This window comes from Xanthomonas sp. WHRI 1810A, from assembly GCF_040202885.1.
In the GTDB taxonomy this organism is placed as follows: Bacteria; Pseudomonadota; Gammaproteobacteria; order Pseudomonadales; family Pseudomonadaceae; genus Aquipseudomonas.
The window spans coordinates 77,107-102,322 of sequence record NZ_JBEGED010000009.1; the positions used below are offsets into that span (position 1 = coordinate 77,107).

General features: G+C 61.3%; 23 protein-coding genes. 14 read left to right on the forward strand and 9 right to left on the reverse strand.

The genetic code is table 11. The features are described 5' to 3' along the window. Positions 1-120: 120 nt before the first annotated feature. Positions 121-2,661 carry an ATP-dependent helicase HrpB gene (gene hrpB, locus ABQX22_RS14910; protein WP_349800630.1) on the reverse strand — a complete coding sequence of 847 codons (2,541 nt, stop codon included), beginning with the start codon at positions 2,659-2,661 and terminating at the stop codon, positions 121-123. Between the two features lie 142 nt (positions 2,662-2,803). Between hrpB and ABQX22_RS14915 the strand changes: the two genes are divergently transcribed. After that, on the forward strand, positions 2,804-3,229 hold the full coding sequence (locus tag ABQX22_RS14915; RefSeq protein WP_349800631.1) for a polyribonucleotide nucleotidyltransferase: 426 nt from the start codon (positions 2,804-2,806) through the stop codon (positions 3,227-3,229). 45 nt (positions 3,230-3,274) lie between these two features. Beyond that, positions 3,275-4,168 carry a cation diffusion facilitator family transporter gene (locus tag ABQX22_RS14920; RefSeq protein ID WP_349800632.1) on the forward strand — a complete coding sequence of 298 codons (894 nt, stop codon included), beginning with the start codon at positions 3,275-3,277 and terminating at the stop codon, positions 4,166-4,168. Between the two features lie 3 nt (positions 4,169-4,171). On the opposite strand, the gene ABQX22_RS14925 is transcribed toward ABQX22_RS14920, so the two are convergent. Next, positions 4,172-4,912 carry a DUF6515 family protein gene (locus ABQX22_RS14925; RefSeq protein ID WP_349800633.1) on the reverse strand — a complete coding sequence of 247 codons (741 nt, stop codon included), beginning with the start codon at positions 4,910-4,912 and terminating at the stop codon, positions 4,172-4,174. Between ABQX22_RS14925 and ABQX22_RS14930 the strand changes: the two genes are divergently transcribed. The 3 genes from ABQX22_RS14930 (at position 4,907) to ABQX22_RS14940 (ending at position 6,693) form a co-directional block, all read left to right on the forward strand. Further along, positions 4,907-5,473, forward strand: coding sequence for a hypothetical protein (locus tag ABQX22_RS14930; RefSeq protein WP_349800634.1), 567 nt, complete (start codon positions 4,907-4,909; stop codon positions 5,471-5,473). The genes ABQX22_RS14925 and ABQX22_RS14930 overlap by 6 nt on opposite strands. Positions 5,474-5,972: 499 nt before the next feature. Continuing rightward, positions 5,973-6,452 carry an Lrp/AsnC family transcriptional regulator gene (locus ABQX22_RS14935; RefSeq protein WP_349800635.1) on the forward strand — a complete coding sequence of 160 codons (480 nt, stop codon included), beginning with the start codon at positions 5,973-5,975 and terminating at the stop codon, positions 6,450-6,452. 34 nt (positions 6,453-6,486) lie between these two features. After that, positions 6,487-6,693 carry a DUF2788 domain-containing protein gene (locus ABQX22_RS14940; RefSeq protein WP_349800636.1) on the forward strand — a complete coding sequence of 69 codons (207 nt, stop codon included), beginning with the start codon at positions 6,487-6,489 and terminating at the stop codon, positions 6,691-6,693. Between the two features lie 135 nt (positions 6,694-6,828). Here the strand turns inward: ABQX22_RS14940 and ABQX22_RS14945 are convergent, their stop codons facing one another. From ABQX22_RS14945 to ABQX22_RS14960, 4 genes are all read right to left on the reverse strand, one after another. Further along, positions 6,829-7,461 (reverse strand): pseudouridine synthase, encoded by a 633-nt coding sequence (locus tag ABQX22_RS14945; protein WP_441005290.1) that lies wholly within the window; start codon positions 7,459-7,461, stop codon positions 6,829-6,831. A 65-nt stretch (positions 7,462-7,526) separates the two neighbouring features. After that, on the reverse strand, positions 7,527-8,990 hold the full coding sequence (amn, locus tag ABQX22_RS14950; RefSeq protein ID WP_349800637.1) for an AMP nucleosidase: 1,464 nt from the start codon (positions 8,988-8,990) through the stop codon (positions 7,527-7,529). Between the two features lie 275 nt (positions 8,991-9,265). Beyond that, complete coding sequence (locus ABQX22_RS14955; protein WP_349800638.1) at positions 9,266-10,915, reverse strand: acyl-CoA dehydrogenase family protein; 1,650 nt, start codon at positions 10,913-10,915, stop codon at positions 9,266-9,268. A gap of 219 nt (positions 10,916-11,134) precedes the next feature. Next, positions 11,135-13,102 carry a sensor histidine kinase gene (locus ABQX22_RS14960; RefSeq protein ID WP_349800639.1) on the reverse strand — a complete coding sequence of 656 codons (1,968 nt, stop codon included), beginning with the start codon at positions 13,100-13,102 and terminating at the stop codon, positions 11,135-11,137. A 220-nt stretch (positions 13,103-13,322) separates the two neighbouring features. Between ABQX22_RS14960 and ABQX22_RS14965 the strand changes: the two genes are divergently transcribed. The 4 genes from ABQX22_RS14965 to ABQX22_RS14980 all read left to right on the forward strand — a co-directional run bounded on the left by ABQX22_RS14965 (position 13,323) and on the right by ABQX22_RS14980 (position 16,955). Next, positions 13,323-14,120 (forward strand): hydroxymethylpyrimidine/phosphomethylpyrimidine kinase, encoded by a 798-nt coding sequence (locus ABQX22_RS14965; RefSeq protein WP_349800640.1) that lies wholly within the window; start codon positions 13,323-13,325, stop codon positions 14,118-14,120. A gap of 23 nt (positions 14,121-14,143) precedes the next feature. Beyond that, positions 14,144-14,770 carry a thiamine phosphate synthase gene (thiE, locus tag ABQX22_RS14970; RefSeq protein ID WP_349800641.1) on the forward strand — a complete coding sequence of 209 codons (627 nt, stop codon included), beginning with the start codon at positions 14,144-14,146 and terminating at the stop codon, positions 14,768-14,770. Positions 14,771-14,823: 53 nt separating this feature from the next. Then, positions 14,824-16,110: a glutamate-1-semialdehyde 2,1-aminomutase gene (gene hemL, locus ABQX22_RS14975; protein ID WP_349800642.1), complete on the forward strand. Its 1,287-nt coding sequence runs from the start codon at positions 14,824-14,826 to the stop codon at positions 16,108-16,110. A gap of 230 nt (positions 16,111-16,340) precedes the next feature. Further along, entirely contained in the window at positions 16,341-16,955 is a 615-nt protein-coding gene (locus tag ABQX22_RS14980) for a tetratricopeptide repeat protein (protein WP_441005291.1), read from the forward strand. Between the two features lie 49 nt (positions 16,956-17,004). Here the strand turns inward: ABQX22_RS14980 and ABQX22_RS14985 are convergent, their stop codons facing one another. Next, on the reverse strand, positions 17,005-17,331 hold the full coding sequence (locus tag ABQX22_RS14985; protein WP_349800643.1) for a DUF1820 family protein: 327 nt from the start codon (positions 17,329-17,331) through the stop codon (positions 17,005-17,007). A 129-nt stretch (positions 17,332-17,460) separates the two neighbouring features. On the opposite strand from ABQX22_RS14985, the gene miaB reads away from it, so the two are divergent. From miaB to lnt, 5 genes are all read left to right on the forward strand, one after another. Then, positions 17,461-18,789: a tRNA (N6-isopentenyl adenosine(37)-C2)-methylthiotransferase MiaB gene (miaB, locus tag ABQX22_RS14990; protein ID WP_349800644.1), complete on the forward strand. Its 1,329-nt coding sequence runs from the start codon at positions 17,461-17,463 to the stop codon at positions 18,787-18,789. Between the two features lie 228 nt (positions 18,790-19,017). Further along, positions 19,018-20,040 (forward strand): PhoH family protein, encoded by a 1,023-nt coding sequence (locus tag ABQX22_RS14995; RefSeq protein WP_349800645.1) that lies wholly within the window; start codon positions 19,018-19,020, stop codon positions 20,038-20,040. Continuing rightward, positions 20,033-20,533, forward strand: a complete 501-nt coding sequence (gene ybeY, locus ABQX22_RS15000; RefSeq protein WP_349800646.1) for an rRNA maturation RNase YbeY — start codon at positions 20,033-20,035, stop codon at positions 20,531-20,533. The genes ABQX22_RS14995 and ybeY overlap by 8 nt, the downstream gene beginning before the upstream one ends. Before the next feature lie 5 nt (positions 20,534-20,538). Then, positions 20,539-21,381 (forward strand): HlyC/CorC family transporter, encoded by an 843-nt coding sequence (locus ABQX22_RS15005; protein ID WP_349800647.1) that lies wholly within the window; start codon positions 20,539-20,541, stop codon positions 21,379-21,381. 58 nt (positions 21,382-21,439) lie between these two features. Continuing rightward, the gene (lnt, locus tag ABQX22_RS15010) at positions 21,440-22,960 is read left to right on the forward strand and encodes an apolipoprotein N-acyltransferase (RefSeq protein ID WP_349800648.1); all 1,521 of its coding nucleotides are present in this window, start codon (positions 21,440-21,442) and stop codon (positions 22,958-22,960) included. 45 nt (positions 22,961-23,005) lie between these two features. Here the strand turns inward: lnt and ABQX22_RS15015 are convergent, their stop codons facing one another. Continuing rightward, entirely contained in the window at positions 23,006-24,157 is a 1,152-nt protein-coding gene (locus ABQX22_RS15015) for an IS4 family transposase (protein WP_349800649.1), read from the reverse strand. A 226-nt stretch (positions 24,158-24,383) separates the two neighbouring features. Then, a complete protein-coding gene (locus ABQX22_RS15020; protein ID WP_349800650.1) occupies positions 24,384-25,145 on the reverse strand; it encodes a YdcF family protein in 762 nt (253 codons plus the stop codon). Positions 25,146-25,216 lie beyond the last annotated feature (71 nt).

Consider the following 25,216-nt stretch of genomic DNA (forward strand, 5'->3'; position numbering starts at 1 on the left):
CATCAACGCGGTACGTCTGACACTTCGCGTAGCCTCATTCGCGGGCAAGCCTCGCTCCAACAGGTTATTCGGTGAACCCAGTCCGATGGTTTGAAGGCCGCTGCGGGCAGAAGCGGTGGTTCAGAGCGAAGGCTTTCTCGGCTTGATCCGCGCCGTCGCCTCGGCCACCAAGGGGTCATCCGGCCAGTAATGCTTGGGGTAACGGCCCTTGAGATCCTTCTTCACTTCGGCATAGGTGCTGCGCCAGAAGTTGGCCAGATCTTGCGTCACTTGCACCGGGCGCCGCGCCGGTGACAGCAAGTGCAGCTTGACGATCTGCCGGCCATTGGCGATGCGCGGGGTGTCGGCCAGGCCGAACAGTTCCTGCAAGCGCACGGCCAGGATTGGCGGATGCTCGCTGTAATCCAGCCGGATCGACGACCCCGAGGGCACGCTCAAATGATGAGGCGCCAGCTCGTCCAGACGCTGCGGCAGCGGCCAGGGCAGCAGGTTGTGCAGAATCGACGACAGGTCCAGATTGCCGAAGTGGCTCAGTCGCGAGACCTTGCCCAGGTACGGCAGCAACCAGTGTTCCAGCGTGGCGAGCAAGGCTTCGTTGCCGACATCCGGCCATTCGCTGCTGTCCTGCTTTTGCAGGTCAAGCTGGCGCAGCAACGCCACCCGCGCCTGCCATTGGCGCAGTTCCGGGGTCCACGGCAACAGCTCCAGGCCCTTGCGCCGCACCAGCGCCAGCAACGCGTGGCCACGGGCCGAGTCGTCCAGCCCGGTCAGCGGCTCGCGGCTGATGATCAATTCCCCGGCCTTGCGCTGGCGCTCGGCGCGGAACACGCCTTCGCGCTCGTCCCATTCCAGATGATCGACCCGCGTCACCTGTTCGCTCAGCACTGAGTCGAACAGCGCCGGATCAAAATCTGCAGCCAGATAAATCCGCTCTTCGCGCTGACCCTGTCGGCTGCCCAGGTCCGCGACCACCAGCCACGGCTGTTTCATCAACGCATCGGCTTCGGCGAACAGCGCCGCCCGGCCATTGGCCAGACGGTATTCAGCACCGCCTGCGCGGCGTTGCTGGGCCACGCGATCGGGATAGGCCAGCGCCAGCAATGCACCCAGCCAGCGCGAGTGATCGGGATCAACCACCGGATCGGTCACGCTCCCGCGCAGATAGCCTCGGTACTGCCGCGCCAGTTGTTTGGCCCGCTGCACCCCGCCCTGTGCGCCACGCGCAGCGCGTTCGGTGCCGGCCAACAGCGTCAGGCGACTGTGCAGATCGGCACCGGCGCCACGCAAAATGTCGCGTTCACCCAGCAACGCGGCCACATCGCACGCCAGCGCGCCCAGGCCCAAGGCATGTCCGCGCAGCAGCAAATGGGCGATACGCGGGTGGGCGGGCACCTCGGCCATGGCCTGACCGTGGGTGGTGATGTTCCAGTCCTCATGGGTTGGCCGAGACAGCGCGCCCAAACGACCCAGCAACTCCTGCGCCTGGGCGTACGCCGCAGCGGGCGGCACGTCGAGCCAGACCAATTGCGCAGGCGCCACACCCCAACGCGCCAGCTGCAACGCCAGCCCGGCCAGATCGGCCTGCAGGATTTCCGGGGTGCCGTACGCCGCCAACTGATCGTGCTGCGCCTCGGACCACAATCGATAACACACGCCAGGTTCCAGCCGCCCTGCCCGCCCCGCACGCTGGGTCGCGCTGGCGCGGGAGATGCGCTGGGTGTCGAGCCGGGTCATGCCGCTGCCGGGATCGAAACGCGGCACTCGCGCCAGCCCGGCGTCGACCACGACGCGCACGCCGTCGATGGTGATGCTGGTCTCGGCGATGTTGGTCGCCAGCACCACCTTGCGAGTGCCCTGGGGCGCAGGTTCGATGGCGGCGCGTTGAGCGTTGAGGTCCAGTTCGCCGTGCAACGGGCAGAGCACGATGTCCCTGCGCTCGCCCAAGGCATCGGCCAGTTGTTGGTTGACCCGACGGATCTCGGCTTGACCCGGCAGGAACACCAGCACGCTGCCGGTCTGACTGCCGAGGGCATCAAGCACGGTCTGTACGACACGGGGCTCGATGAATTCGCCCGCCTGAAACGGACGGCCCCACTGGGTCGTCACCGGGAACATCCGCCCATCGCTGCGCACCACCGGCGCGTCGTCCAGCAGCGCCGACAAACGCTCGCCTTCGAGGGTGGCCGACATCAGCAATATCTTCAGCGGCTGCTCATCACGAAACAGCGCACGACCGTTGAGGCTCAAGGCCAGCGCCAGATCAGCGTCCAGACTGCGCTCGTGGTATTCGTCGAAAATCACCAGCCCCACACCTTCCAGCGCCGGGTCGTCCTGCGAGCGCCGGGTGAGGATACCTTCGGTGACGACTTCGATGCGCGTGTTGGGGCCGACTTTGCTGTCCAGACGGATGCGGTAACCGACGGTTTCGCCAACCTTCTCGCCCAGCTCCGAGGCCAGTCGCTCCGCCGCCGCCCGTGCAGCCAGACGTCGCGGTTCGAGCATCAGGATGGTTTGCCCCGCGAGCCACGGCTCATTGAGCAGCGCCAGCGGCACCCGGGTAGTTTTGCCCGCGCCGGGGGGCGCTTCGAGCACGGCTTCGTCGCGTTGCGCGAGGGCTTCGCGCAGGGCAGGCAGGACAGCATCGATCGGCAGAGAAATCATGAAGGCTCCAGGACAGGCCGCCGATTATACGGTGCGGTTCGCGGCTGTGCAGGTTGGCGCAACGAACCGTCACCGGGCAGCGATAGTCTTAGCGATTAGGCATTTGCCTTGTATAGTTGCCGCTTCCTCTGAGGAGACATTCATGCGCATTCCTTCCCGTTTGATCGGTGGCGTTCTCGTCGCTGCGTTGCTCACCCAGCTCACTGCCTGCGGCAGTATTTTCTACCCCGAACGTCGCGGCCAGATTCAAGGCAACGGCAAGATCGACCCGCCCATCGCCTTGCTCGATGCCGTCGGGCTGCTGTTCTACATCATCCCCGGCGTGATCGCGTTCGCGGTCGACTTCGCCACCGGCGCGATCTACTTGCCAGAAAGCAAGCACGCGCAGATCGACCCGCAGAAACTGCAACCGGCGGTGCGCGCAGACGGCAGCATCGACAACGCCAAGCTGCAGGCCATCATTCAAACTGAACTGGGCCGCAATCTGCCACTCAATGACCCACGCCTGATTCAACACACAGGCAGCGCCGAGCAACTGGCGAGCCTGGGGTTGATCCCTGCTGCCTGATCCACGTAAAGACTCGCCACACCGTCCCGATTCAAAGGAAGCACAATGATCACCAGCCCTGAACACGTCCGATTGCTGCGCCTGGCGACGCGGGCCTCGCTGGTGGTCGCCAGCACACTGATCGTCGCCAAAGCCATCGCCTGGTGGCTGAGCGGCTCGGTCAGTCTGCTGGCGGGTCTGACCGATTCGGCGCTCGATGGCGCGGCGTCGTTCCTCAACCTGCTGGCGGTGCATTACGCGCTGCGCCCTGCCGACGATGACCACCGCTACGGCCACGGCAAGGCCGAAGCGCTGTCGGGCATGGCCCAAGCGCTGTTCATCGCGGTCAGTGCCTTTTTGATCGGCTATCAGGCCATCGAACGCATCCTGCACCCGGAACCGGTGGGTTCGCCGGGGCTGGGGATTGCCGTAATGGTGCTGTCCATCGCGCTGACCGTGGCGCTGCTGACGCTGCAACACAAGGTGATCAAGGAGACCGGCTCAGCGGCCATTCGCGCGGACTCCCTGCATTACCGCTCCGATCTGCTGCTTAATCTGAGCATTCTCGTGGCGCTGGGGCTGGCGTACTTCGGTTACGCGCAACTGGACGCCTGGTTCGGCCTGGCGATTGCGGTGTACATCCTGTGGAGCGCCATTTCGATTGCGCGGGAAACCGTGTCAGTGTTGATGGACGCCGAACTGCCGGTGGACGTCAGCGCGCGCATGCTGGAACTGGCGCAAAACGTACCCGGCGTGCTGGGCGCCCACGATCTGCGGACCCGTATTTCCGGCAATCACTGGTTCGTCCAGCTGCACCTGGAGCTGCCAGGTTCGCTGACGCTATCGGCGGCGCACACGCTGTGCGATCACGTGGAACAGGCTATTCACGATGAATTCCCGAGGGCCGAAGTGCTGGTGCACGCCGACCCGCAGGAAGTCGTTCAAAGCGCTACCGTCTGAGCATCAATCAACCCTGTAGCCACGACCCACCAGACAACTGGCCATCGCGTTCTGATACGCGCCCAGCACTTCCGGCGCCGGGGCGTAGGTGGCGGTGGAGGGGTTGAAATTGCTTTGGGCTACAGCGTAATTGAAGCAGTAGTAGCGGTCCTGCTGGATTTGATCGGCGCCCTGCCCGTTGTCCGGATAAGCCGCCACGTCGTACGGATTGCCCTGTTGCTGCAGCGGTTGTGGTTGCTGCTGTTGCTGAGGAGGCAGACCCTGGGGCGGCGAATAGACCGGCTCGACGTTCGCCGGCGGCTGGGCCACAACGTACTCCTGCGTGCTCTGCTCGTAGGTGTAATAGGTGCCGGCGGCGAGGAAGAACAGCGCACTGCCCAGCCACACTTGCTGCGCGTAATCCGGCAGCTCACGCACCCGCACGCCGCGCGGCGGCTCGACGACGATGTAACGAGGGCCTTGCGGGCGATACCAGTAGCCGCCTGAGTAGAAATAATCCTGCCCGCGATACGGCACACGCGAATAACCGCCGGGCATACGGTCGGTCTGATAACCCGGATTGTAACGGGGGCCCGAGCCCCAACCGTTGCCGTGCCCCATGTCCGGTCGATGGTCATTGCCACGCCAGGCCTGGTTCTGGTTGCCGCGAGGGATGTCTTGGTAGTAACCCTGGCGCGGCGACTGGGTTTGCCGCGTTTCGTTGGGGCGTGGCTGAATCGACAGGTTGCTCTGACGCTCTTGCATCTGGCGTTCCTGGATCTGTCGCTGTTGCTGCTGCTGTTGTTCCTGGTTCTGTTGCTGCTGTCGGTCTTGCTGCTGTCGATCTTGCTGCTGCCGATCTTGTTGCTGTGTTTGTTGGCGTTGCTGTTGCAGCTGACGCTCTTGTTGATCGCGCTGCTGGCTGGACCGTTGCAGCGTCTGCTGTTCCATGCGTTGCTGTTGATTCTGCTGCTGTTGTTCCTGACGCTGCTGCACATTGATCTGCTGTTGCTGCTGGCGCTGTTGAACCTGCTGCTGTTGTTGCTGCTGGCGCTGCTGGTTCTGCATTTGGTTTTGCTGTTGCTGGATTTGCTGTTGCTGCTGTTGTTGTGCAGCGTTGGCATTCCCACGGTTCGAATCACGTGGGGCGTTATCATCGGCCAGGCCCTGAGCGCTCATGCTCAACGACAACAGGCTGACACCTGCCAGATGCCAGATGCGCGTATTCATGCTTTCCTCACTGCGGCGCGGATACCTGTTGATAGGACTTCATTCGCGGTGCGCCGTTTGAGGCACTCTATCAGTCCGCTTGTGGTTGGCGAATAGACGTTTGTTGTGATCGGCCCGATAGCGTTTAGACGCGGTGCATTCATGACGAACTCAACACCCGTGGGAGCGGACCTGTCCGCGAAGAGGCTGACACATCCGATAAATCTCTATCGTCTATCCCATTGCATTCGCGGACAGGTCCGCTCCCACGGTGACCATCGCCGGCACGAGAAATCACGCACAAAAAAAGAGGGCCTGGTGGCCCCCTCTTGGGAATGTCGTCCTGGCGCAACGCTTTTGGCATCGGCTCACCTCGCATCGTCTTCTGAACAGTGCGTAGCCCGGGGGCCTGCCCAACCCTGTTGGGTTGGCGGCCGCGGCTGACCTGATTCGGAGAGCCGCGCTGGACGCTATGTCCGGGCAGTGATTCTGTTAAAAAGAATAGGCCTGAGCGCGCGGCACGGGATTGCGAATATTGCTGATCGAAACACCACTTGCGCAATTTTTACCTTCGTATCAATATTTCAGCGCAATCCATCCCAGAAAGGATCAATTCGTGAGCAAGCTCGATAGATATGACCTGAGTATTTTGGCCGAGCTGCAACGCGATGCTCGCATTTCCAATCAGGAACTGGCCGAACGGATTGGTCTGTCGCCGTCACCTTGCTCACGACGGGTCAAGCAACTGGAAGATGACGGCTACATCGTCGGCCAGGTCGCCCTGCTGGACCGCAAAAAACTCGGCCTGAGCCTGACGGCCTACGTGCTGATCGGCATGGACCGCCACACCCCGGACCGCTTCGAGCATTTCGAGCAGCAGATCCGCACCTTGCCGCAGGTGCTGGAGTGCAGCCTGGTGACCGGCATCGATGCCGACTACCAGCTAAAGGTGGTGGTGCCGGACATGGACCATTATCAGAAATTCCTGCTGGGGCACCTGACCCGCATCGACGGCGTGACCAGCGTGCGTTCCAGCTTCGTGCTCAATCAGGTGCTGGCCAGCACCGAGTTACCGCTGATTCATTTGCGCAGCTAAGCTCAAAACCGGCAGCGCAGAGGGAGGCACTTCGATGGATCCGGCCGTGTTCGAAGCGTGGATGATGAGGATTCTGGTCACGATCCTGGTAGGGTTCATGGCGTTTATCGTCTGGGACCTGGCGAAGAAATCCAAAGCCGGCCGCTTCGGCACCATGATCCTGTTTGGCGTGCTGGGGCTGGGCGTGCTGGCGTTTGTGATCAAGGAAGTGGTGATCGCTTATATCGGGCAATCCAATTGAGCGCTGATTGATCGTTCCCTCGCTCTGCGTGGGAATGCACTCCTTGGCGCTCCGCGCCGGCATCCATAACGGACGCGGAGCGTCCAGTTCGGCATTCCCACGCGGAGCGGGGGGAACGATCAGAGGCGTTAGGTATTAAAGTTTCGCCGCCACTTCCCGCCATTGCCCCTGATCCAGCCCTTCGATACTCCAGTCGCCAATCCGTACGCGCACCAGCCTCAACGTCGGCAAGCCCACCGCCGCCGTCATGCGCCGAACCTGTCGGTTGCGCCCTTCCTTGATCACCAGCTCCAGCCAGCTCGTCGGCACGCTCTTGCGAAAGCGCACCGGCGGGTTGCGTGGCCACAGGTCTGGGGCCTCGAGCTGGCGGGCCTGGGCGGGCAAGGTCGGGCCGTCGTTTAACTGCACACCTTCGCGCAGCTGGCGCAGTTGCTCCTCCGTCGGCTCGCCCTCCACTTGCACCCAATAGGTCTTGGCCAGTTTGTGTTTGGGGTCAGCGATACGCGCCTGAAGTTGCCCGTCGTTGGTCAACAGCAACAGGCCTTCGCTGTCGCGGTCCAGACGTCCTGCCGGGTAGATGCCGGGGATGTCGATGAAGTCCTTGAGCGTCGCGCGTCCTTCGCCATCGCTGAATTGCGTCAGCACATCAAACGGCTTGTTGAACAGGATCAACCGAGGTTCGGCGGGCGGTGCTTTGGCGACGCGGCGTGGGGCGCCGGTGTTGCTCGGAGCGGGTCGGCGGGAGGCGGGGCGAGGGGTGCGCGGCATACGGACTCGAAAAGCGGAAACAGAAAGGGCCACTTTAGTGGCCCTTTGCGCAAATGCCTAACGAATCAACGGAACGGCGGCTCGTCGAAGCTGCGCAGTTTGCGCGAGTGCAACGAGTTGAGCTGAGTGCGCAGCAAGTCCAGGGCAGCGATGCCGATCTTCAGATGCTGGGTGACGGCGCGCTCATAGAAGGCATTGGCCGAACCGGGCAGTTTGATTTCACTGTGCAGCGGCTTGTCCGACACGCACAGCAACGTACCGTAAGGCACCCGCAAACGATAACCCTGGGCGGCGATGGTGCCGCTTTCCATGTCCACGGCCACGGCGCGGGACAGGTTGATCAACGGGCGTTCCTGCGCCCAGCGCAGCTCCCAGTTGCGGTCGTCGTAAGTCAGGACGGTGCCGGTGCGCAGACGTTTTTTCAGGTCTTCGCCGCGCTCACCGGTGATCTGCGCGGCAGACTCCTGCAACGCCAGCTGCACTTCCGCCAGCGCCGGGATCGGGATATTCGGCGGCAGCACGCGGTCGAGAATGCCGTCGCGGCGCATGTAGGCGTGGGCCAGCACGTAATCGCCGATGGTCTGCGACTGACGCAAACCGCCGCAGTGGCCGATCATCAGCCAGCAATGCGGGCGCAGGACGGCCAGGTGGTCGGTGATGTTCTTGGCGTTGGACGGGCCGACGCCGATGTTGACCAGGGTCACGCCATGCCCGTCTTCGGCGATCAAGTGGTACGCCGGCATCTGGTAGCGGTGCCAGACCACGCCGGCCACGATGGCCTGCGCTTCACCGTGGTCCATGCTCTTGTCGACGATCACGTTGCCCGGCAGCACCATGCGCACGAAACGCGGGTCGTCCCGCAGTTTTTCCAGGCCGTGAACGATGAACTGGTCGACGTAGCGGTGATAGTTGGTCAGCAGAATCCAAGGCTGGACGTGGCGCCAGTCGCTGCCGGTGTAATGCACCAGACGGCGCAGGGAGAAGTCGACCCGCGCGGCATCGAACAACGCCAACGGCAAAGGGTCGGTGTTGGCCCAGTCGTACAAGCCGTCGGCGATGCCATCGGTGGCGGCAGACAGATCGGTACTGGGGAACACGCGGGCCAGGGTCGCTGCGGTGACGCCGGTGCCGGCCAGTTCATCGCCCTGCTCGACCACGTAGGGGTACGGAATGTTCTGCTCGCTGACGCCGACTTCGATGGTGACGGTGAAGTCGTTCATCAACGGCACGAGCTGTTCGAGCAGGTATTTGCGGAACGCCGCCGGGTGGGTCACGGTGACGGTGTAGGTGCCCGGCAGCTGGACTTTGGCGTAGGCCCGGGTGGTCAGGGGCACTTCGCCTTGTGTCTGGTAGGTCAGTCGCAGTTCGGGGTAACGGAACTGCAGCCGCTCGGCGGCAGTGGGTTCAACGCGGTCCTTGAGGTAACGCTTGAGCGCCTGGCTCAAGGCGCTGGACGCACGGGCATGCAACTCCGCCAGCCGATCCACGGCTTGTTCGGCGGTTTCTACGACAATAAACGCTTCGGTCACGGTGCATATCCTTCTGATCTTGCAGGCCTTCATCTTGCCTGCATCGTAGGGCGAAGGCACGAGTTGTGTCAGGCTTCAGTGAGTTGTGGTACGCGAGCGCAGGGCTAATGCTGCGCGCAAGATGTTTCAGCACAACTATCGGGGCGTGCACATTTTTGTGGGAGCGGACCTGTCCGCGAAGACGATGGCACAACGATAGAAATGTATCGAATGTACCGGCCTCTTCGCGGACAGGTCCGCTCCCACGGGTGTTAACACCACAAGAAAGCAAGCGATCAACCCACCTGCGGCGAGGACCGAGCCACCAGCGCTTCGACGTCCACACCACGGGGCAGCGCGCCATACACGCGGCCGGGTTGCGCCAGGCGCCCGGCGATAAACCCGTCACTCACCGCTGAATTGCCCGCCTCCAGCAACAGCTTGGCCTGCAGGCCCACCGCAATGTCCTCGGTCAGTTGCCGCGCGCGATACTGAATATCGCGGGTGTCGCTGAATGAAGCTTTCAGACCCTCGATGTGCGCGGCCAGGCGTTTGTCGTCATGCCCGTCACCCAGTTCCTGAAACAACGCGTCCAGCACCCCCGGTTCCTTGGACAGCGCGCGCAACACGTCCAGACACTGCACGTTGCCCGACCCTTCCCACGTGGAGTTGACCGGCGCTTCGCGGTACAGACGCGGCAATATCGTGTCCTCCACGTACCCCGCGCCGCCCATGCATTCGGCCGCTTCGTTAATCATGGCCGGGGCCCGCTTGCAGATCCAATACTTGCCCACCGCCGTCACCAGCCGGGCAAAGCGCGCTTCGTGGGGATCATCCAGCCGCTCCAGCGCGCGCCCCATGCGCAAGGTCAGCGCCAGCGCCGCTTCGCTTTCCAGCGCCAGATCAGCCAGCACGTTTTGCATCAGCGGCTGATCATTAAGCACGCGCCCCCCCACGGTGCGGTGCGCGCAATGGTGCGCCGCCTGGGTCAGGGCCTGCCGCATCAGGGCGCTGGAACCGTTCATGCAGTCAAAGCGGGTCATGGCGACCATTTCAATGATGGTCGGCACGCCGCGCCCTTCTTCACCGATCATCCACGCCAGCGCGCCGCGGAACTCGACTTCGCTGGAAGCATTGGACCAGTTGCCGAGCTTGTCTTTCAGACGCTGGATATAGAACTCGTTACGGGTGTCATCCGGGCGATGGCGCGGCAGCAGGAAACAGCTCAAGCCTTTGTCGGTCTGCGCCAGGGTCAGAAACGCATCGCACATCGGCGCAGAGCAGAACCACTTGTGGCCCACCAGTTCGTAGGCCTGCCCCGGCCCCGGCTGCCCGACCGGATATGCCCGGGTGGTGTTGGCGCGCACGTCGCTGCCACCCTGCTTTTCAGTCATGGCCATGCCGATGGTCGCGCCGGCCTTGTGGGCGATGCCGACGTTGCGCGGGTCGTATTCGGTGGCGAGGATCTTCGGCAGCCAGATATCAGCGAGGTCCGGCTGGAGCCTGAGTGCCGGCACGCTGGCGAAGGTCATGGTCATCGGGCATCCGGTGCCCGCCTCGGCCTGGGTGTGCAGGTAACTCATGACGGCGCGGGCGACGTGGGCGCCCTCCCGCGGATCGGTCCAGGGCAGCGACGGGATGCCATGTTCGACCGCCGTGCGCATCAGTTGGTGATACGCCGGATGGAACTGCACCAGATCAATCCGGTGGCCGTAGCGGTCATGGCTGGAAAACACCGGTTTGTTCTGGTTGGCGAGAAACCCGGCTTCCATCAGCGGCCCACCCGCCAGCGCGCCATAGGCATCGATGCGCGATTGCGCCCAACCGGCGCCATAGCGCTGCGACCACTCCTGCAGCGGCAGGTCGATGCGATACAGATTAATACCATCCAGCGGCGGCGGCTGATTGGTGACGTCGTGGGTCTCGGCGAACTGATGCAGATTCATGGCGATCTCCGGTCGGTCGGCAGATGCGGATCAGTGAATCACGCGACCGATCCGATAAACAGCGCCAAAGACGACTAATCGACGGCGGTTTTCCCGTGATCCGAGATTACAGGTAGGAGCGCGCTTACCCGCGATTGCGGTGTGCCAGATAACAATGCGATTGCTGATCCACTGCAATCGCGGGCAAGCGCGCTCCTACAGTGGGGCGACCCTGAATCCTCATTTCGCCCGAAACAAATCCAGGCTCAACCGGAACTGGCTGCCCGTCCCCGGCTCGGACGAATGGCTCAAACGACCGCCTTGCAGCTCGATCAACTGGCGACAGATGGCCAGGCCAATCCCCAGACCGCCGTGCTGCCGGGTCATCGAGCCGTCGACCTGGAAAAAGGTCTGGTACAGCGTCGCATCGTCCAGCTGGCTGAAACCGATGCCGGTGTCGATCACATCGATCAGCAGCCGTACGTGGCGCAGGTCCTCGCACGGTCCTGACACACGGATCTTCACCGTTCCCTGGGAGGTAAATTTCACGGCGTTGTCCACCAGGCACTCCAGGCACTGACGCAGCTTGCCCGCGTCGCCCATCAGGCTGTCGGGCATGGCTTCATCCACGTCGACGCTCATGGTCAGGCCTTTCTCCCGGGCCTGTGGCTCGTAGCCGCTGCGCACCTGGAACAGCAGGTGACGCAGGCTGAACATCTCGTTGCGCGCTTCAAGCCGACCGGCCTGCAATTCCGTCAAGGTCAGGATGCCGTTGACGATGCCCATCATGTTTTGCGCGGATTCGGCCGCCGTCTGGCGATACAGCTCGATGTCCGCCTGCGCGCCTTCGAGTTGCATCAGTTCCAGCGAGCCGATCACACCGTTCATGGGCGTGCGCAGCTCATGGGTCAGGGTGGCGAGAAATTCATCCTTGAGGCGGTTACTGATCGCCAGTTGCTGGTTGAGGGCCGCCTGCTCCCTACTGGCTTGCGCGGTGATTTTCTCCTGCTGGTCACGCATGCTGTTGATGCGGTCCGCCAGCGCCAGTGACAGCAGCGCGACCTCGATCACCGAGCCGATCTGGCTTGAATACATGGTCAGGAAGGTATTGGGCAAAAAGCCCAGCAACATAACGGCATTGATCACGCCGCCGGCCAGGAACGCGGTCCAGGCCAGGATGAAGTAGCGCGCCACCCGTTGTCCTTTCAGGCCGGCGATGATCCCGATCAAGAACACCACCAGGGTGAAGATCAGCACCAGCCCGGTGACCAGACGCAAGGCCAGCCCATAATCGGCCACCAGCGACAGCACCATGATCGTGCCCGCGCAGACCATCATCAGCATCAACGGGATGTCCAGCCAGCGACCCAGTTTGGGCGTCTGCAACAGCGTCCGGGAGAACTGACTGGCGAACAGGATCGCGGCGGCGATCAGGAACGTGGTCGAGACGTTGGCCCACCACGGGTTGTCCGGCCAGAAAAACTCGATGCCCGCGCCGTTGACCGACACCTGATACAGGCCAAAACACGTGATGTAGAGGATGTAATAGAGGTAGCTGCGGTCGCGTACGCTGAGAAAGATAAACAGGTTGTAGACCAGCATCCCGGCCAGCACGCCGTAGATCATGCCGAGGATGTAGAGCCGCCCCGGCTGGTCTTCGATGTATGCATGACTGGACCACACCGTCAGCGGCGCCTGAATGGAACCGTGACTGGCCAGCCGCAGGTACACCGTCTGCGGCTGGTTGGGCTGCAGATTCAGATCGAACAGGTAGTTGTTCTGCTTAATCTGGCGGCTGGCAAACGGCAGCATGTCGCCGGTTTGCCAGGCCAGACTCATGTGCCCGGATGCGTCAGGCAGGTAGAGGTCGACAGCGTCCATCGGCGGGTAAGCCAGCTCCAGCAGCCAGTCGGTCGTGGCGCCGGGATTGACCGGGCGGTAGGTCAACACCACTTTCAGCCAGAACGCAGAATTGGAGTACCCGGCGTTGAGCGAGGCGGTGTCCAGCTGACGGAATTGGCCGGCGCTGTCGGCCGCCAGCACATCCTTGAGGGTGGCGTCGCCCGCCGGGTCTTCGAACACATGCACCGCCCGGCCGAGGGGCAGGTTGCGGGTGGATTCGTCGAAATCCAGTGCCCACGCGCAGACCGGCAGGCACGTTAGCAATACGATCAGCAAAAACCGGGGCTTGATAAGCAGGCAAAACACTTGCAAGTACTCTTCAGACGGATTAACCCGAAAGGATACCCAATGATAGCTAGATGACACCATCCACAATCATCTCATTGGCAGCTTTGCGCCGCCTTTCAATGCGGGGCAAAGCCTGAACCTTCTTACCTGAATGCCATGACACGTAAGACCACCGCGCGAGAAAAATCCGACTCAGACGGGCGGCCCGACAAAAGCTTTAGTGGTAAGCTCGCGCACCATGAATATCTATAGCTCCCGCCCCGTTGTCCTCTGTCTGTCCGGCCACGACCCCAGTGGCGGCGCCGGCTTGCAGGCAGATATCGAAGCCCTCCTCGCCCAGGGCTGTCACGCCGCCCCCGTCATCACCGCCCTGACTGTGCAAGACACCGTGAATGTCACCGACTTCCGTGTGCTCGACCGCGAGTGGGTGATGGCCCAGGCCAACGCCGTACTCAATGACTCCACGGTGGCCGCAGTGAAACTGGGGATGCTTGGCTCTCTGGAGATGGTCGACACCGTCGTCGAACTGCTGCAGACGCACCCGCATTTGCAACTGGTCTGCGACCCGGTGCTGCGGGCGGGCGGCGGCGGACGACTGGGCAAGGATGAGGTCGGTTTCGCCATGCGCGAACGCCTGCTGCCGCTGGCCACCATCGCCACGCCGAACCTGCCTGAAGCGCGGATTCTTGCCGAATTGCCCGACGGCACCTCCGACGAATGTGCAGCCAAACTGCTGCCCTTTTGTGAGCACCTGCTGATCACCGGCGGGCACGGTGACGAGCAGGAAGTCCACAACCGGTTGTACCTGCGCAATGGTCAGACCCGCACGTTCATCAGCCAACGCCTGCCGGGCAGTTATCATGGTTCCGGCTGCACGCTGGCCAGCGCCTTGGCCGGCCGTCTGGCCCAGGGCCAGGAGCTGATCAGCGCCGTGCAAACCGCGCTGGACTACACTTGGCGTACGCTGCGCGACGCTGAGCAGCTGGGCAAAGGCCAGTTCGTGCCACGGCGTTTACCGCTGGATTTTTGTTCGTAACGCCACGCAAAGAGGCTCCATCGATGAAACTACGTGGCCTTTATGCCGTGACCGACAGCCACCTGCTGGCGGGGAAATTTCTGCCTTACGTCAAGGCTGCGCTGGACGGCGGCGTGACGCTGCTGCAATACCGCGACAAGTCCGGCGATGAGAACCGTCGCCTGCGCGAAGCCTCCGAACTACTCAAGCTGTGCGAGCAATACAAGACCCGCCTGATTATCAACGACGACGCCGAAGTGGCGGCGCGGCTGGGTGTCGGTGTGCATTTGGGGCAGACCGATGGGTCGCTGCCGGATGCCCGTGCGTTGCTTGGTCACAAGGCGATTGTCGGCGCCACGTGCCATGCAAGCCTGGCGCTGGCCGAGAAAGCCAAGGCCGATGGCGCGACGTACGTGGCGTTTGGTCGGTTCTTCAATTCCAACACCAAGCCAGGCGCGCCGTCGTGCAGCCTCGACATGCTGGCTGAAGCGCGCAAGCGGATTCACCTGCCCATCGCCGTTATTGGCGGCATCACCCTGGAAAACGCAGCCCCGCTGGTGGCCCACGGCGCCGCACTGCTGGCCGTGGTGCACGGTCTGTTCGGTGCCGAAAGCACTCAGGAAGTGACCCGCCGCGCCCGTGCCTTCAATGATTTGTTTACATCGGCCTGACCTGTATCAGGCCGATCACGCACTCTTTCTTCGATTCAAACAGAGACCCCATCATGTCCCGTTCTGAAATGCTGTTCGCCAACGCTCAAAAACACATCCCCGGCGGCGTCAACTCACCCGTTCGTGCGTTCAAGAGCGTGGGCGGCACACCGCTGTTTTTCAAACACGCCGCAGGCGCCTACGTCACCGATGAAGACGACAAGCGCTACGTGGATTACGTCGGCTCGTGGGGCCCGATGATCCTGGGCCACAGCCATCCGGACGTGCTGGACGCGGTGCGCAATCAGCTTGAACACGGTTTGTCCTACGGCGCGCCTACGGCGATGGAAACGGAAATGGCCGACCTGGTCTGCTCCATCGTGCCGTCGATGGAGATGGTGCGTATGGTCAGCTCCGGCACCGAAGCGACCATGAGCGCGATTCGCCTGGCCCGGGGTTTCACCGGCCGCGACAGCATCATCAAATTCGAAGGCTGCTACCACGGCCACTCCGACAGCCTGCTGGTCAAGGCCGGTTCCGGCGCCCTGACCCTGGGCGTACCAAGTTCGCCAGGCGTCCCGGCAGACTTCGCCAAGCACACCCTGACCCTGCCGTTCAACGACCTTGAAGCGGTAAAAGTCATGCTGTCCGAAGTCGGTCCGGAAGTGGCGTGCATCATCGTCGAGCCTGTGGCCGGCAATATGAACTGCGTGCCGCCTGCCCCGGGCTTTCTGCAAGGCCTGCGCGATGAATGCGACAAGCACGGCGTGGTGCTGATTTTCGACGAAGTGATGACCGGTTTCCGTGTCGCATTGGGCGGCGCGCAGGCGTACTACAACGTCACGCCGGACCTGAGCACGTTCGGCAAGATCATCGGTGGCGGCATGCCGGTGGGTTGTTTCGGCGGCAAGCGCGAGATCATGTCCCACATCGCGCCGCTGGGCCCGGTGTATCAGGCAGGTACGCTGTCCGGCAACCCGCTGGCCATGGCCGCTGGCCTGACGACACTGCGTCTGATCAGCCGCCCGGGTTTCCATGACGAGCTGACCGATTACACCGCTCGCCTGCTCAAAGGCTTGCAAGCACTGGCTGATGCGGCGGGCATCGCCTTTGTTACCACCCAGGCAGGCGGCATGTTCGGGCTGTATTTCAGCGACGCCAAAGAGATCGTCACCTTCCAGGACGTGATGACCAGCGACGCCGACCGCTTCAAGCGCTTCTTCCACCTGATGCTTGAAGGCGGCGTGTACCTGGCACCGAGCGCGTTTGAAGCAGGTTTCACGTCCATTGCCCATGGCGACGCAGAATTGCAGCTGACTCTGGATGCGGCCGAAAAGGCGTTTGCTGCGCTTAACCGCTGAACCCATCTGTAGGAACGCGCTTGCCCGCGAATCGCGATCATTGAGCAACATGTACGCTCAATGAAACGCCACAATCGCGGGCAAGCGCGCTCCTGCAACGGATTTCTGATGCAAGTTTTGTTAATTATTAAATTCCGCTCCGCGACTTGCCCCCCTGAATACAGGCGAATCAAGCCCGTGCAGCAGAAAATCAGTAAAGACTTTGTAAGGTTGCCACTGGTTATTTCATAATGCGCAGCCAGCACGTTTCGCTGGACGGGCATGCCCGCACCTTTTTCAGAGGTAAGTCGACTTCCATGAACCGCACCGGCCGCACCCTTGCATTGGGCTGCCTGTTGCTTCTTCATCCCCTGCTGGCGAATGCAGGTGGCAACTCGTTGTTGATCCCAGCGGTGGGTCGTTGCACCCTCAATACCCAGCCAGACAACTTGCCAGCGGCTTTGTCGGCCTGTCAGCAGGCGGCGCAAGCCGGGGATGCACAAGCACAATATGAGTTGGGCGAGTTCTATTACGACGGCAAGAATGCGCCCCGTGACTTGACCCAGGCACTCAATTACTTCGAGAAAGCATCGCTGCAAGGGCATGCCCAGGCGCAGTATCAACTCGGGCTGATGTTTTTCCGTGGCGAGGGCGTACAAGCCAATAATATTCAGGCTTATATCGTGCTGAAGATGGCGGCGGTCAACGGGTCCGAAGATGCACTGGACCAGGCTGATGAAGTGTCCGCTCAAATGAAGAAAGAAGATCTAGAAGTGGCGACTCAGGTATTAAGCCAGATCTTCCGCAAATACCTGCTGGAGCTGCAAACGGCTGAAGGTCGCACGCCGTTCGCGCCACTGCCCTGATCAACCTTGCGTTGATCAACGCTGCCTGACACACCCCATTCGGCGTAGCCTACTTGTCCGTCATCGGCATCGGAAACGGCATGACGTTCCCGGTCTGCCGTGCCTCGCTGATCTTGGCAGTGCCCATGCGCTCGACTTCGTCGATGCGCACAATCGAATGCATGGGGATGAAGCTGCGCACCACGCCGTCGAACTGGGCCTTGAGTTTTTCTTCGCTCGGATCGACCACCACCGTGGTGCGCTCGCCGAAGACGAACTCCTCGACCTCCAGAAAACCCCACAGATCGCTTTGATAGATCTGCTTGGCGTACATTTCGAACACCTGTCCCTGGTTAAGGAAAATCACCTTGTAAATTGGAGCTTCACGTTTGGTCATAACAGGCAGGTAATGATCGGCGGTCTGAAAAGGGCGCGAACTATAGCACGCCGCTCGTTAGACGACGCTAGGAACCCGGAGCCCGCATCCCTATAATGCGCGGTTCTTTGAATCACCTGATGAACACGCATGGCCAAGAAGCTTTATATCGAAACCCACGGTTGCCAGATGAACGAGTACGACAGCTCGCGCATGGTCGATCTGCTGGGCGAACATCAAGCACTGGAAGTCACCGCTCGCGCGGAAGATGCCGATGTCATCCTGCTCAACACCTGCTCGATCCGTGAGCGGGCCCAGGACCGCGTCTATTCCCAGCTTGGCCGCTGGCGTGAACTCAAGATTGCCAACCCGGAAATGGTCATTGCCGTGGGGGGCTGCGTCGCCAGTCAGGAAGGCGCCGCCATCCGTGACCGCGCCCCGTATGTGGACGTGGTCTTCGGCCCGCAGACCTTGCACCGCCTCCCTGAGATGATCGACGCCGCGCGCCTGACCAAGCTGCCGCAGGTCGATGTGTCGTTCCCCGAAATCGAAAAGTTCGACCACCTGCCCGAGCCGCGTGTCGACGGTCCGAGCGCTTATGTGTCGGTGATGGAAGGCTGCAGCAAGTACTGCACCTTCTGCGTGGTGCCTTATACCCGCGGCGAAGAAGTCAGCCGGCCGTTCGACGATGTGATCACCGAAGTCTTCCATCTGGCGGAAAACGGCGTGCGCGAAGTGACGCTGCTGGGCCAGAACGTCAACGGTTATCGCGGCGCAACCCACGACGGCCGCGTCGCGGACCTGGCCGAGCTGATTCGGGTGGTCGCGGCCATCGATGGCATCGAGCGCATTCGCTACACCACTTCGCACCCGCTGGAATTCTCCGACAGCCTGATCCAGGCTCACGCCGAAGTGCCCGAGCTGGTCAAACACCTGCATTTGCCGGTGCAATCGGGCTCCGACCGAATTCTCTCGGCCATGAAGCGCAACCACACCGCGCTGGAATACAAGTCCAAGCTGCGCAAGCTTCGGGCTGCCGTGCCGGGTATCAGCATCAGCTCTGACTTCATCGTCGGCTTTCCCGGCGAGACCGAGAAAGACTTCGAGCAGACCATGAAGCTGATCGAAGACGTGGGTTTCGACTTCTCCTTCTCGTTCGTCTACAGCCCGCGCCCCGGCACACCGGCAGCGGACCTGAACGACGAGACGCCCGAGGCCCTGAAGAAAGAGCGCCTGGCGGCCCTGCAACATCGTTTGAACCAGCAGGGATACGAGATCAGCCGACAGATGGTGGGCAGTACCCAGCGGATTCTGGTCACCGACTACTCGAAGAAAGACCCGGGTGAGTTGCAGGGACGGACGGAAAACAACCGCATCGTCAACTTCCGCTGCGCCAATGCCAAGCTGATCGGCCAGTTCGCCGACGTGCACATCGACGACGCCCAGCCCCACTCGCTGCGCGGGTCGCTGTTGCAGTAAAGCGAAATAGCCCTTATCTACAAACACACGTGACTGTAGGAGCGCGCTTGCCCGCGATTGCGGTATTTCTGCGACAGTGCCGTCGCCTGATATACAGATATCGCGGGCAAGCGCGCTCCTACAGCGCAATGCCTACAACACCATTAGTAAGTGAGCCCTTTCGAAGCAATCCCGCAGGGGTTATCCTTCAGTTCACTTCCTATTGCCGTCGGGCGGCCTAAAACGACCTTGAACGCACCCATAGAACCACATCGTTTCACCCTCGAATCCTTTGAGGCACGCCGCTTCGCCAATCTGTGCGGGCAATTCGACGAGCATCTGCGCTTGATCGAGCAACGCCTGGACATCGAAATCCGCAACCGCGGAAATCAGTTCGAGATGATTGGCGAACGCTCCAAGACCACTTCGGCAGAAAACCTGTTGCGCCGGCTGTATCGGGAAACCAAAACCACCGAGCTGTCGCCGGACATGGTGCATCTGTTCCTGCAGGAATCCGGCGTTGAAGCGCTGGACAACCACCCTGCCGCTGAAGTCGGCGTCGCCTTGCGTACCAAAAAAGGCATGATTCGCCCACGCGGCTTGAATCAGCAAAAGTACGTGAAGGAAATCCTCAGCAACGACATCAACTTCGGCATCGGCCCGGCGGGTACAGGCAAGACCTACCTCGCTGTGGCGGCGGCCGTCGATGCGCTGGAGCGCGAGCAGATCCGGCGCATCCTGCTGGTGCGTCCGGCGGTCGAAGCGGGTGAAAAACTCGGCTTCCTGCCGGGCGACCTTGCCCAAAAAATCGACCCGTACCTGCGACCGCTCTATGACGCGCTGTACGAGATGCTCGGCTTCGAATACGTCGCCAAGCTGATCGAGAAGCAGGTCATCGAAGTGGCACCCCTGGCCTACATGCGTGGTCGTACGCTTAATAACAGCTTCATCATTCTCGACGAGAGTCAGAACACCACCGTCGAGCAGATGAAAATGTTCCTGACCCGTATCGGCTTCGGTTCCACCGCCGTGATCACTGGTGACATCACCCAGATCGACCTGCCCAAGGGCACGAAATCCGGGTTGATCCATGTCATCGACGTGCTCAAGGATGTGCCGGGCATCAGCTTCACCCACTTCAAGCCTAAGGACGTCGTGCGTCATCCGTTGGTGCAGCGCATCGTCGAAGCCTACGAGCGCTATGAGGATCGCTTCAACGATCAATCCAACGGGCGGATCGACTCGCCAAGGGACAACCGCCGCGATGCTTGAGCTGGACCTGCAACTCGCCACGCAAGCGACTGCTCCGAGCGAAGCCCAGTTCCGCCTGTGGTGCGAACTGGGCCTGCGCCAGCGCACGGCCGATTCCGAGCTGACCATTCGCCTTGTCGATGAAACGGAAGGCCGCGAGCTCAATCACACGTGGCGGCACAAAGATTACGCCACCAACGTGCTGTCCTTTCCTGCCGATGTCCCGGACGAAATGCTGGATATCCCGCTGCTGGGAGATCTGGTGATTTGCGTGCCCGTGGTCACGCGAGAGGCACACGAACAAGGCAAATTGCTGGATGCCCATTGGGCGCATCTGGTGATTCATGGTTGTCTGCATTTGTTGGGCTACGATCACATCGACGATGACGAAGCCCTGGAAATGGAGTCACTGGAACAAACGTTGCTTGCAGAGTTGGGCTACCCCGATCCATACGCCGACGATGAAAGCGTCGGCTCCTCCCCATTAGCAGCACCCGCAAAGGAACACGAGTAAGGGCTATGAGCGAAGACCGATCGAGCAACGGGCAAAAGTCATGGTTGGGTAAACTGACCCAGGCATTTGCCCATGAGCCGAAAAACCGCCAGGAGCTGCTTGAGCTGCTGCGCGAAGCCCATCAGAACAAGCTGCTGGACAGTGAAGCGCTGGCCATCGTCGAAGGTGCCATTCAGGTCGCTGACCTGCAGGTCCGCGACATCATGGTGCCGCGCTCGCAGATGATCAGCATCCGGGCCAGCCAAAGCCCCCGCGAATTCCTCCCGGCGGTCATTGATTCCGCGCACTCACGCTACCCGGTGATTGGCGAAAGTCATGACGACGTCCTCGGCGTATTGCTCGCCAAAGACCTGCTGCCGCTGATCCTCAAGGAAAACGGCGAGACCAGCGACGTCAAGAACCTGCTGCGCCCGGCCACATTCGTGCCTGAATCCAAGCGCCTGAACGTGCTGCTGCGCGAGTTCCGCGCCAACCACAACCACATGGCCATCGTCATCGACGAATACGGCGGCGTGGCGGGGCTGGTGACCATCGAGGACGTTCTGGAGCAGATCGTCGGCGACATCGAGGACGAGCACGATGTCGAGGAAGACAGCTACATCAAGCCGCTGCCCAGTGGCGACTTCCTGGTCAAGGCGCTGACGCCGATCGATAGCTTCAACGAGTTTTTCGACAGCGAATTCTCCGATGACGAATTCGACACCGTCGGCGGCCTGGTGATGAACGCGTTCGGGCACTTGCCCAAGCGTAACGAAATCACCGAAATCGGCGCGTACCGTTTCCGCATCCTGAATGCCGACAGCCGTCGTATTCACTTGCTGCGACTGAGCCCGCTTTCACGCTCGTAACGCTGTTGTCGTGATGCCGTTTTCGTACTCCCGTTTACCGTTGCAGTAAGGAATGTAAATGCGCTGGATCACCCGCCCCGGCTGGCCCGGTAACCTGCTGGCCATGGTGGCTGGCGCGCTTATCACCTTGGCCCTGGCGCCGTTCGATATCTGGCCGCTGGCGATTGTCGCCCTGGTGGTTTCCTATCTGGGGCTGCGTGATCTGGCCCCGCGTCAGGCGCTGTGGCGCGGCTGGTGTTACGGGTTCGGCCTGTTCGGCGGCGGGACCAGCTGGATTTACGTCAGCATCCACACCTATGGCGAAGCACCGGTCTGGCTGGCGGTCTTCCTCATGGTGTTGTTCTGCGCCTCGGTGGCGTTTTTCTTCGCCCTGCCCGCCTGGTTGTGGGCCCGCTGGATTCGGCGCAACGAAGCACCGCTCGCCGACGCGCTGGCCTTCGCGGCCCTGTGGTTCGGCCAGGAAATGTTCCGTGGCTGGTTTCTCACCGGTTTCCCGTGGCTTTATTCAGGCTACAGCCAGCTCGATGGGCCGCTGACGGGGCTCGCGCCGGTGGGCGGCATGTGGCTGATTTCCTTCTCGCTGGCCCTGACCGCGGCGCTGTTGTGCAACCTCTATCGTCTGCGCGCGCGCAAATCCTTTCTGGCTGCTGGCGTGGTTCTGTTGCTGGCGCCCTGGGTGATCGGGGTGTCGCTCAAGCACCACGCCTGGACTTCGCCTTCTGGCGCGCCGCTGTCGGTTGCCGCGTTCCAGGGCAACGTCGAACAACACATGAAGTGGGACCCCGCGGCGCTGAATGCGCAATTGGCGCTGTACCGCGACATGGCGTTGAGCGCAAAACGGACGGACCTGATTATCTGGCCTGAAACCGCCATCCCGGTCCTCAAGGAATCGGTCGCGGGTTACCTGTCGATGATGGGCAAGTTTGCCGCAGACCGGGATTCCGCCTTTATCACCGGCGTGCCGTTACGTGAGCTGAGCGGACGAGGCGAATACCGTTACTACAACGCCATCACCGTGGCGGGCCAAGGGGACGGGACTTATCTGAAGCAGAAACTGGTGCCGTTCGGCGAGTATGTGCCGTTGCAGGAAGTGCTTCGCGGGCTGATCAGCTTCTTCAATCTGCCGATGTCGGACTTCGCGCGGGGGCCGGCGGATCAATCGCTGCTTCAAGCCAAGGGTTATCAGATCGCACCGTTCATTTGCTATGAAGTGGTGTACCCGGAATTCGCCGCCGGCTTGTCCGCGCAGAGCGACCTGCTGCTGACGGTGAGTAACGACACGTGGTTCGGCACTTCGATCGGGCCGCTGCAACACCTGCAAATGGCGCAGATGCGGGCGCTGGAAGCGGGTCGCTGGATGATTCGCGCCACCAACAATGGCGTGTCTGCGTTGATTGATCCGTTCGGCAAAATCACCACCACCATCCCACAGTTCGAACGCGGCGTGATGTACGGCGACGTGGTGCCGATGCAGAACCTGACGCCGTACCTGCAATGGCGCTCGTGGCCGCTGATCATCCTGTCGTTGCTGTTGGTGGGTTGGGCGTTGGTCGCGAGCCGGATTGCCAAGACCGTTTGATGATCATTCCCACGCTCGGCGTCACTAGTGTCCGGGGAAAATTTGTCATAGCTGAAGGCTGCCCTGGGCAGCCTTCAGCTTTTCAATATTCTGCCTTCGTAGCGTTTGATACTTCCGGGTAAGCGGGCGTTCGAACCAGACGCAGCTCAGACGTCTGGTCAGGTCGAACAGCGACGCCCTTAAGCCCGAACGTCGCTGAAGGATATGCAGCAGTAAATAGGTGATAACGGCAGTGTATATCTGCAAACGCACAGCATTTTCTGAAAAGCCGTAGAAGCGTTTGAGCTTCAAATGCTGCTTTATCCACTTGAAAAAAAGTTCGATCTGCCAACGCTGCTTGTAAAGATCAGCAATCTCTTCGGGTGGGCTTGTCATGTCATTGGTGATCAGCGTGAGCGGGTTTTTCCAGTCCTCGATGCTGACCGAAATGCGCCTGACGGGCGCGTCCTTAAAAGCATTTTGCCGCCTGCCAAACTGCACGATTTCGTCCGTTCGCACCGCGCTCCCGGACGCTGGGGAAGAGTGCCTATGGGACAGTCTCACGTTGGCGTTGGACTTGAGCCGCGTCACAAAATAGGCGCCGGCCGCATGCAGTTCATGCCACCAGCCGTAGTCGCAGTAGCCTTTATCGAACACGTACGTCATGCCCGGCTGAATCGGCATCTTCAGGGCATCGGTCATGTCGTTGATGTTCGCCGGCGTGATGTTGATGTAGGTCGGTGCCAGCTGGACCGGATCAAACCCGGTGTGGATCTTCAAGCCCTGCGTGATGCGGGTTTTGTTGGCCAGGGTCCACTCATCAAACCCCGGGCCTCGCAAGGTAATTGAGGTTGAGTCAATCAGGCTGATCATGCGTCCCAGGCTTCGACTCTGTTGGCCGCCGATGCATTTGAGCAGGTGTTCGGCGGTCTTCTGAAACGGCAAAACACTTCGTTTGTTGAGCGCGTCGGAGAGTGTGGAGCGAGGTATCGACTTGGCATTCAAATGATATTGATGCTCATCGATTGCCTGCGACATCGTGGTCAAACTGCGCAAGCTGTTCGCTTGTTGCAGATGCCCAAGCAGCAGCGTCACCAAGAGATCTCGAGACGTGCAGCACTTGGCATATCGATCTGCCTTGCTGTTTTTGACTTCTCTCTGGAAAAGATCCGTAGGGAAAGCGGTGAGCAACTGACCTAGATGGGTATTTGAAAACATCGCCGAAATCGAGTCTGAAAAGCCTGATTATGCTGTATTACCGCGATATATAACGGGGAGCGAGCTCCCCGTTTTATTTTCCCCGGACACTAGTGACGCTCGGCGTGGGATCAGCTTCTGTACAGGCTGTGTAGGAGCGCGCTTGTCCGCGATGGCGTCCTGTCAGCGGCCAAATGTATGCCTGGCACACTGCGATCGCTGGCAAGCGCGCTCCTACCATGCATCTCTAGCGGTAAACCAACGGATACATCAACAACCCCGCCGCCTCATTGAGCAGCTGCCCGCTCTGGGTCATCGCCTTGGCTTCGGGCAACCAGCCGCCGAACGGGCGGGCGTTGTCCACGCCTAAAAAGCCCACCGGTGCCGCGACCACGGTAAAGCCTGCTTTTTCGAAGCTCCACACCGAACGCGGCATGTGCCAGGCCTGAGTAACCACCACCACACGGTTGATGCCCTGAGGCAGCAACACGGCGGCGGTCATGGTCGCGTTTTCCCAGGTGGTGCGGCTCAACCCCTCCTGCCAGCGCACCTTCACGCCAAAATCATTCTCCAGCGACTCGGCCATGATCGCCGCCTCGCTGGGCGGTTCGCCGTAGTGCAAGCCACCAGTGACCAGAATCGGCAAGCCGGACGCCTTCGACATCCGCGCCGCATAGCGCAACCGCTCCAGCGCAACGCCGGTGGGAATATCCGCACCCCAACTCGGATCATTGCGCTCACGCCCGGAACCCAGTACCACAATGGCGTCCGCGCGTTGGGCCAACGTCGCCCAGTCACTTTGCGGCAATGGCCCGATGCGCTCGATGGCCCGCGCCGACCACTCGACCATCACCGGCATGCTGATCGCCCACAATCCGCAGAAGCCGAGCACGAAACAGGCAATCGCCAGACGCGGGCGCGAGCGCCGCAGCGCACAGGCCAACAGGATAAGCAGCAGAAACAAGCCAGGGGGCAACAGAAGGGTTTTGAAGAAATAGCGAAAAGGCATCGAGCATCTCCAGATGATGCCCGAAGCCTAAAAGGATTTACGCTAAGCAACAATGCTTAAAAGGCGGGCCA

Excerpts from the sequence above, each read along its gene's own strand:
- ABQX22_RS14925 (WP_349800633.1), bottom strand. The coding sequence starts at position 4,912 with ATGCAAGAGCGTCAGAGCAACCTGTCGATTCAGCCACGCCCCAACGAA.
- lnt (WP_349800648.1), top strand. The coding sequence starts at position 21,440 with ATGCGCTGGATCACCCGCCCCGGCTGGCCCGGTAACCTGCTGGCCATG.
- ABQX22_RS14965 (WP_349800640.1), top strand. The coding sequence starts at position 13,323 with ATGAATATCTATAGCTCCCGCCCCGTTGTCCTCTGTCTGTCCGGCCAC.
- hrpB (WP_349800630.1), bottom strand. The coding sequence starts at position 2,661 with ATGATTTCTCTGCCGATCGATGCTGTCCTGCCTGCCCTGCGCGAAGCC.
- ABQX22_RS14915 (WP_349800631.1), top strand. The coding sequence starts at position 2,804 with ATGCGCATTCCTTCCCGTTTGATCGGTGGCGTTCTCGTCGCTGCGTTG.
- ABQX22_RS14955 (WP_349800638.1), bottom strand. The coding sequence starts at position 10,915 with ATGAATCTGCATCAGTTCGCCGAGACCCACGACGTCACCAATCAGCCG.
- thiE (WP_349800641.1), top strand. The coding sequence starts at position 14,144 with ATGAAACTACGTGGCCTTTATGCCGTGACCGACAGCCACCTGCTGGCG.
- ybeY (WP_349800646.1), top strand. The coding sequence starts at position 20,033 with ATGCTTGAGCTGGACCTGCAACTCGCCACGCAAGCGACTGCTCCGAGC.
- ABQX22_RS15020 (WP_349800650.1), bottom strand. The coding sequence starts at position 25,145 with ATGCCTTTTCGCTATTTCTTCAAAACCCTTCTGTTGCCCCCTGGCTTG.
- ABQX22_RS14920 (WP_349800632.1), top strand. The coding sequence starts at position 3,275 with ATGATCACCAGCCCTGAACACGTCCGATTGCTGCGCCTGGCGACGCGG.
- ABQX22_RS14945 (WP_441005290.1), bottom strand. The coding sequence starts at position 7,461 with ATGCCGCGCACCCCTCGCCCCGCCTCCCGCCGACCCGCTCCGAGCAAC.
- ABQX22_RS14980 (WP_441005291.1), top strand. The coding sequence starts at position 16,341 with ATGCGCAGCCAGCACGTTTCGCTGGACGGGCATGCCCGCACCTTTTTC.
- ABQX22_RS15015 (WP_349800649.1), bottom strand. The coding sequence starts at position 24,157 with ATGTTTTCAAATACCCATCTAGGTCAGTTGCTCACCGCTTTCCCTACG.
- ABQX22_RS14985 (WP_349800643.1), bottom strand. The coding sequence starts at position 17,331 with ATGACCAAACGTGAAGCTCCAATTTACAAGGTGATTTTCCTTAACCAG.
- ABQX22_RS15005 (WP_349800647.1), top strand. The coding sequence starts at position 20,539 with ATGAGCGAAGACCGATCGAGCAACGGGCAAAAGTCATGGTTGGGTAAA.
- miaB (WP_349800644.1), top strand. The coding sequence starts at position 17,461 with ATGGCCAAGAAGCTTTATATCGAAACCCACGGTTGCCAGATGAACGAG.
- ABQX22_RS14940 (WP_349800636.1), top strand. The coding sequence starts at position 6,487 with ATGGATCCGGCCGTGTTCGAAGCGTGGATGATGAGGATTCTGGTCACG.
- hemL (WP_349800642.1), top strand. The coding sequence starts at position 14,824 with ATGTCCCGTTCTGAAATGCTGTTCGCCAACGCTCAAAAACACATCCCC.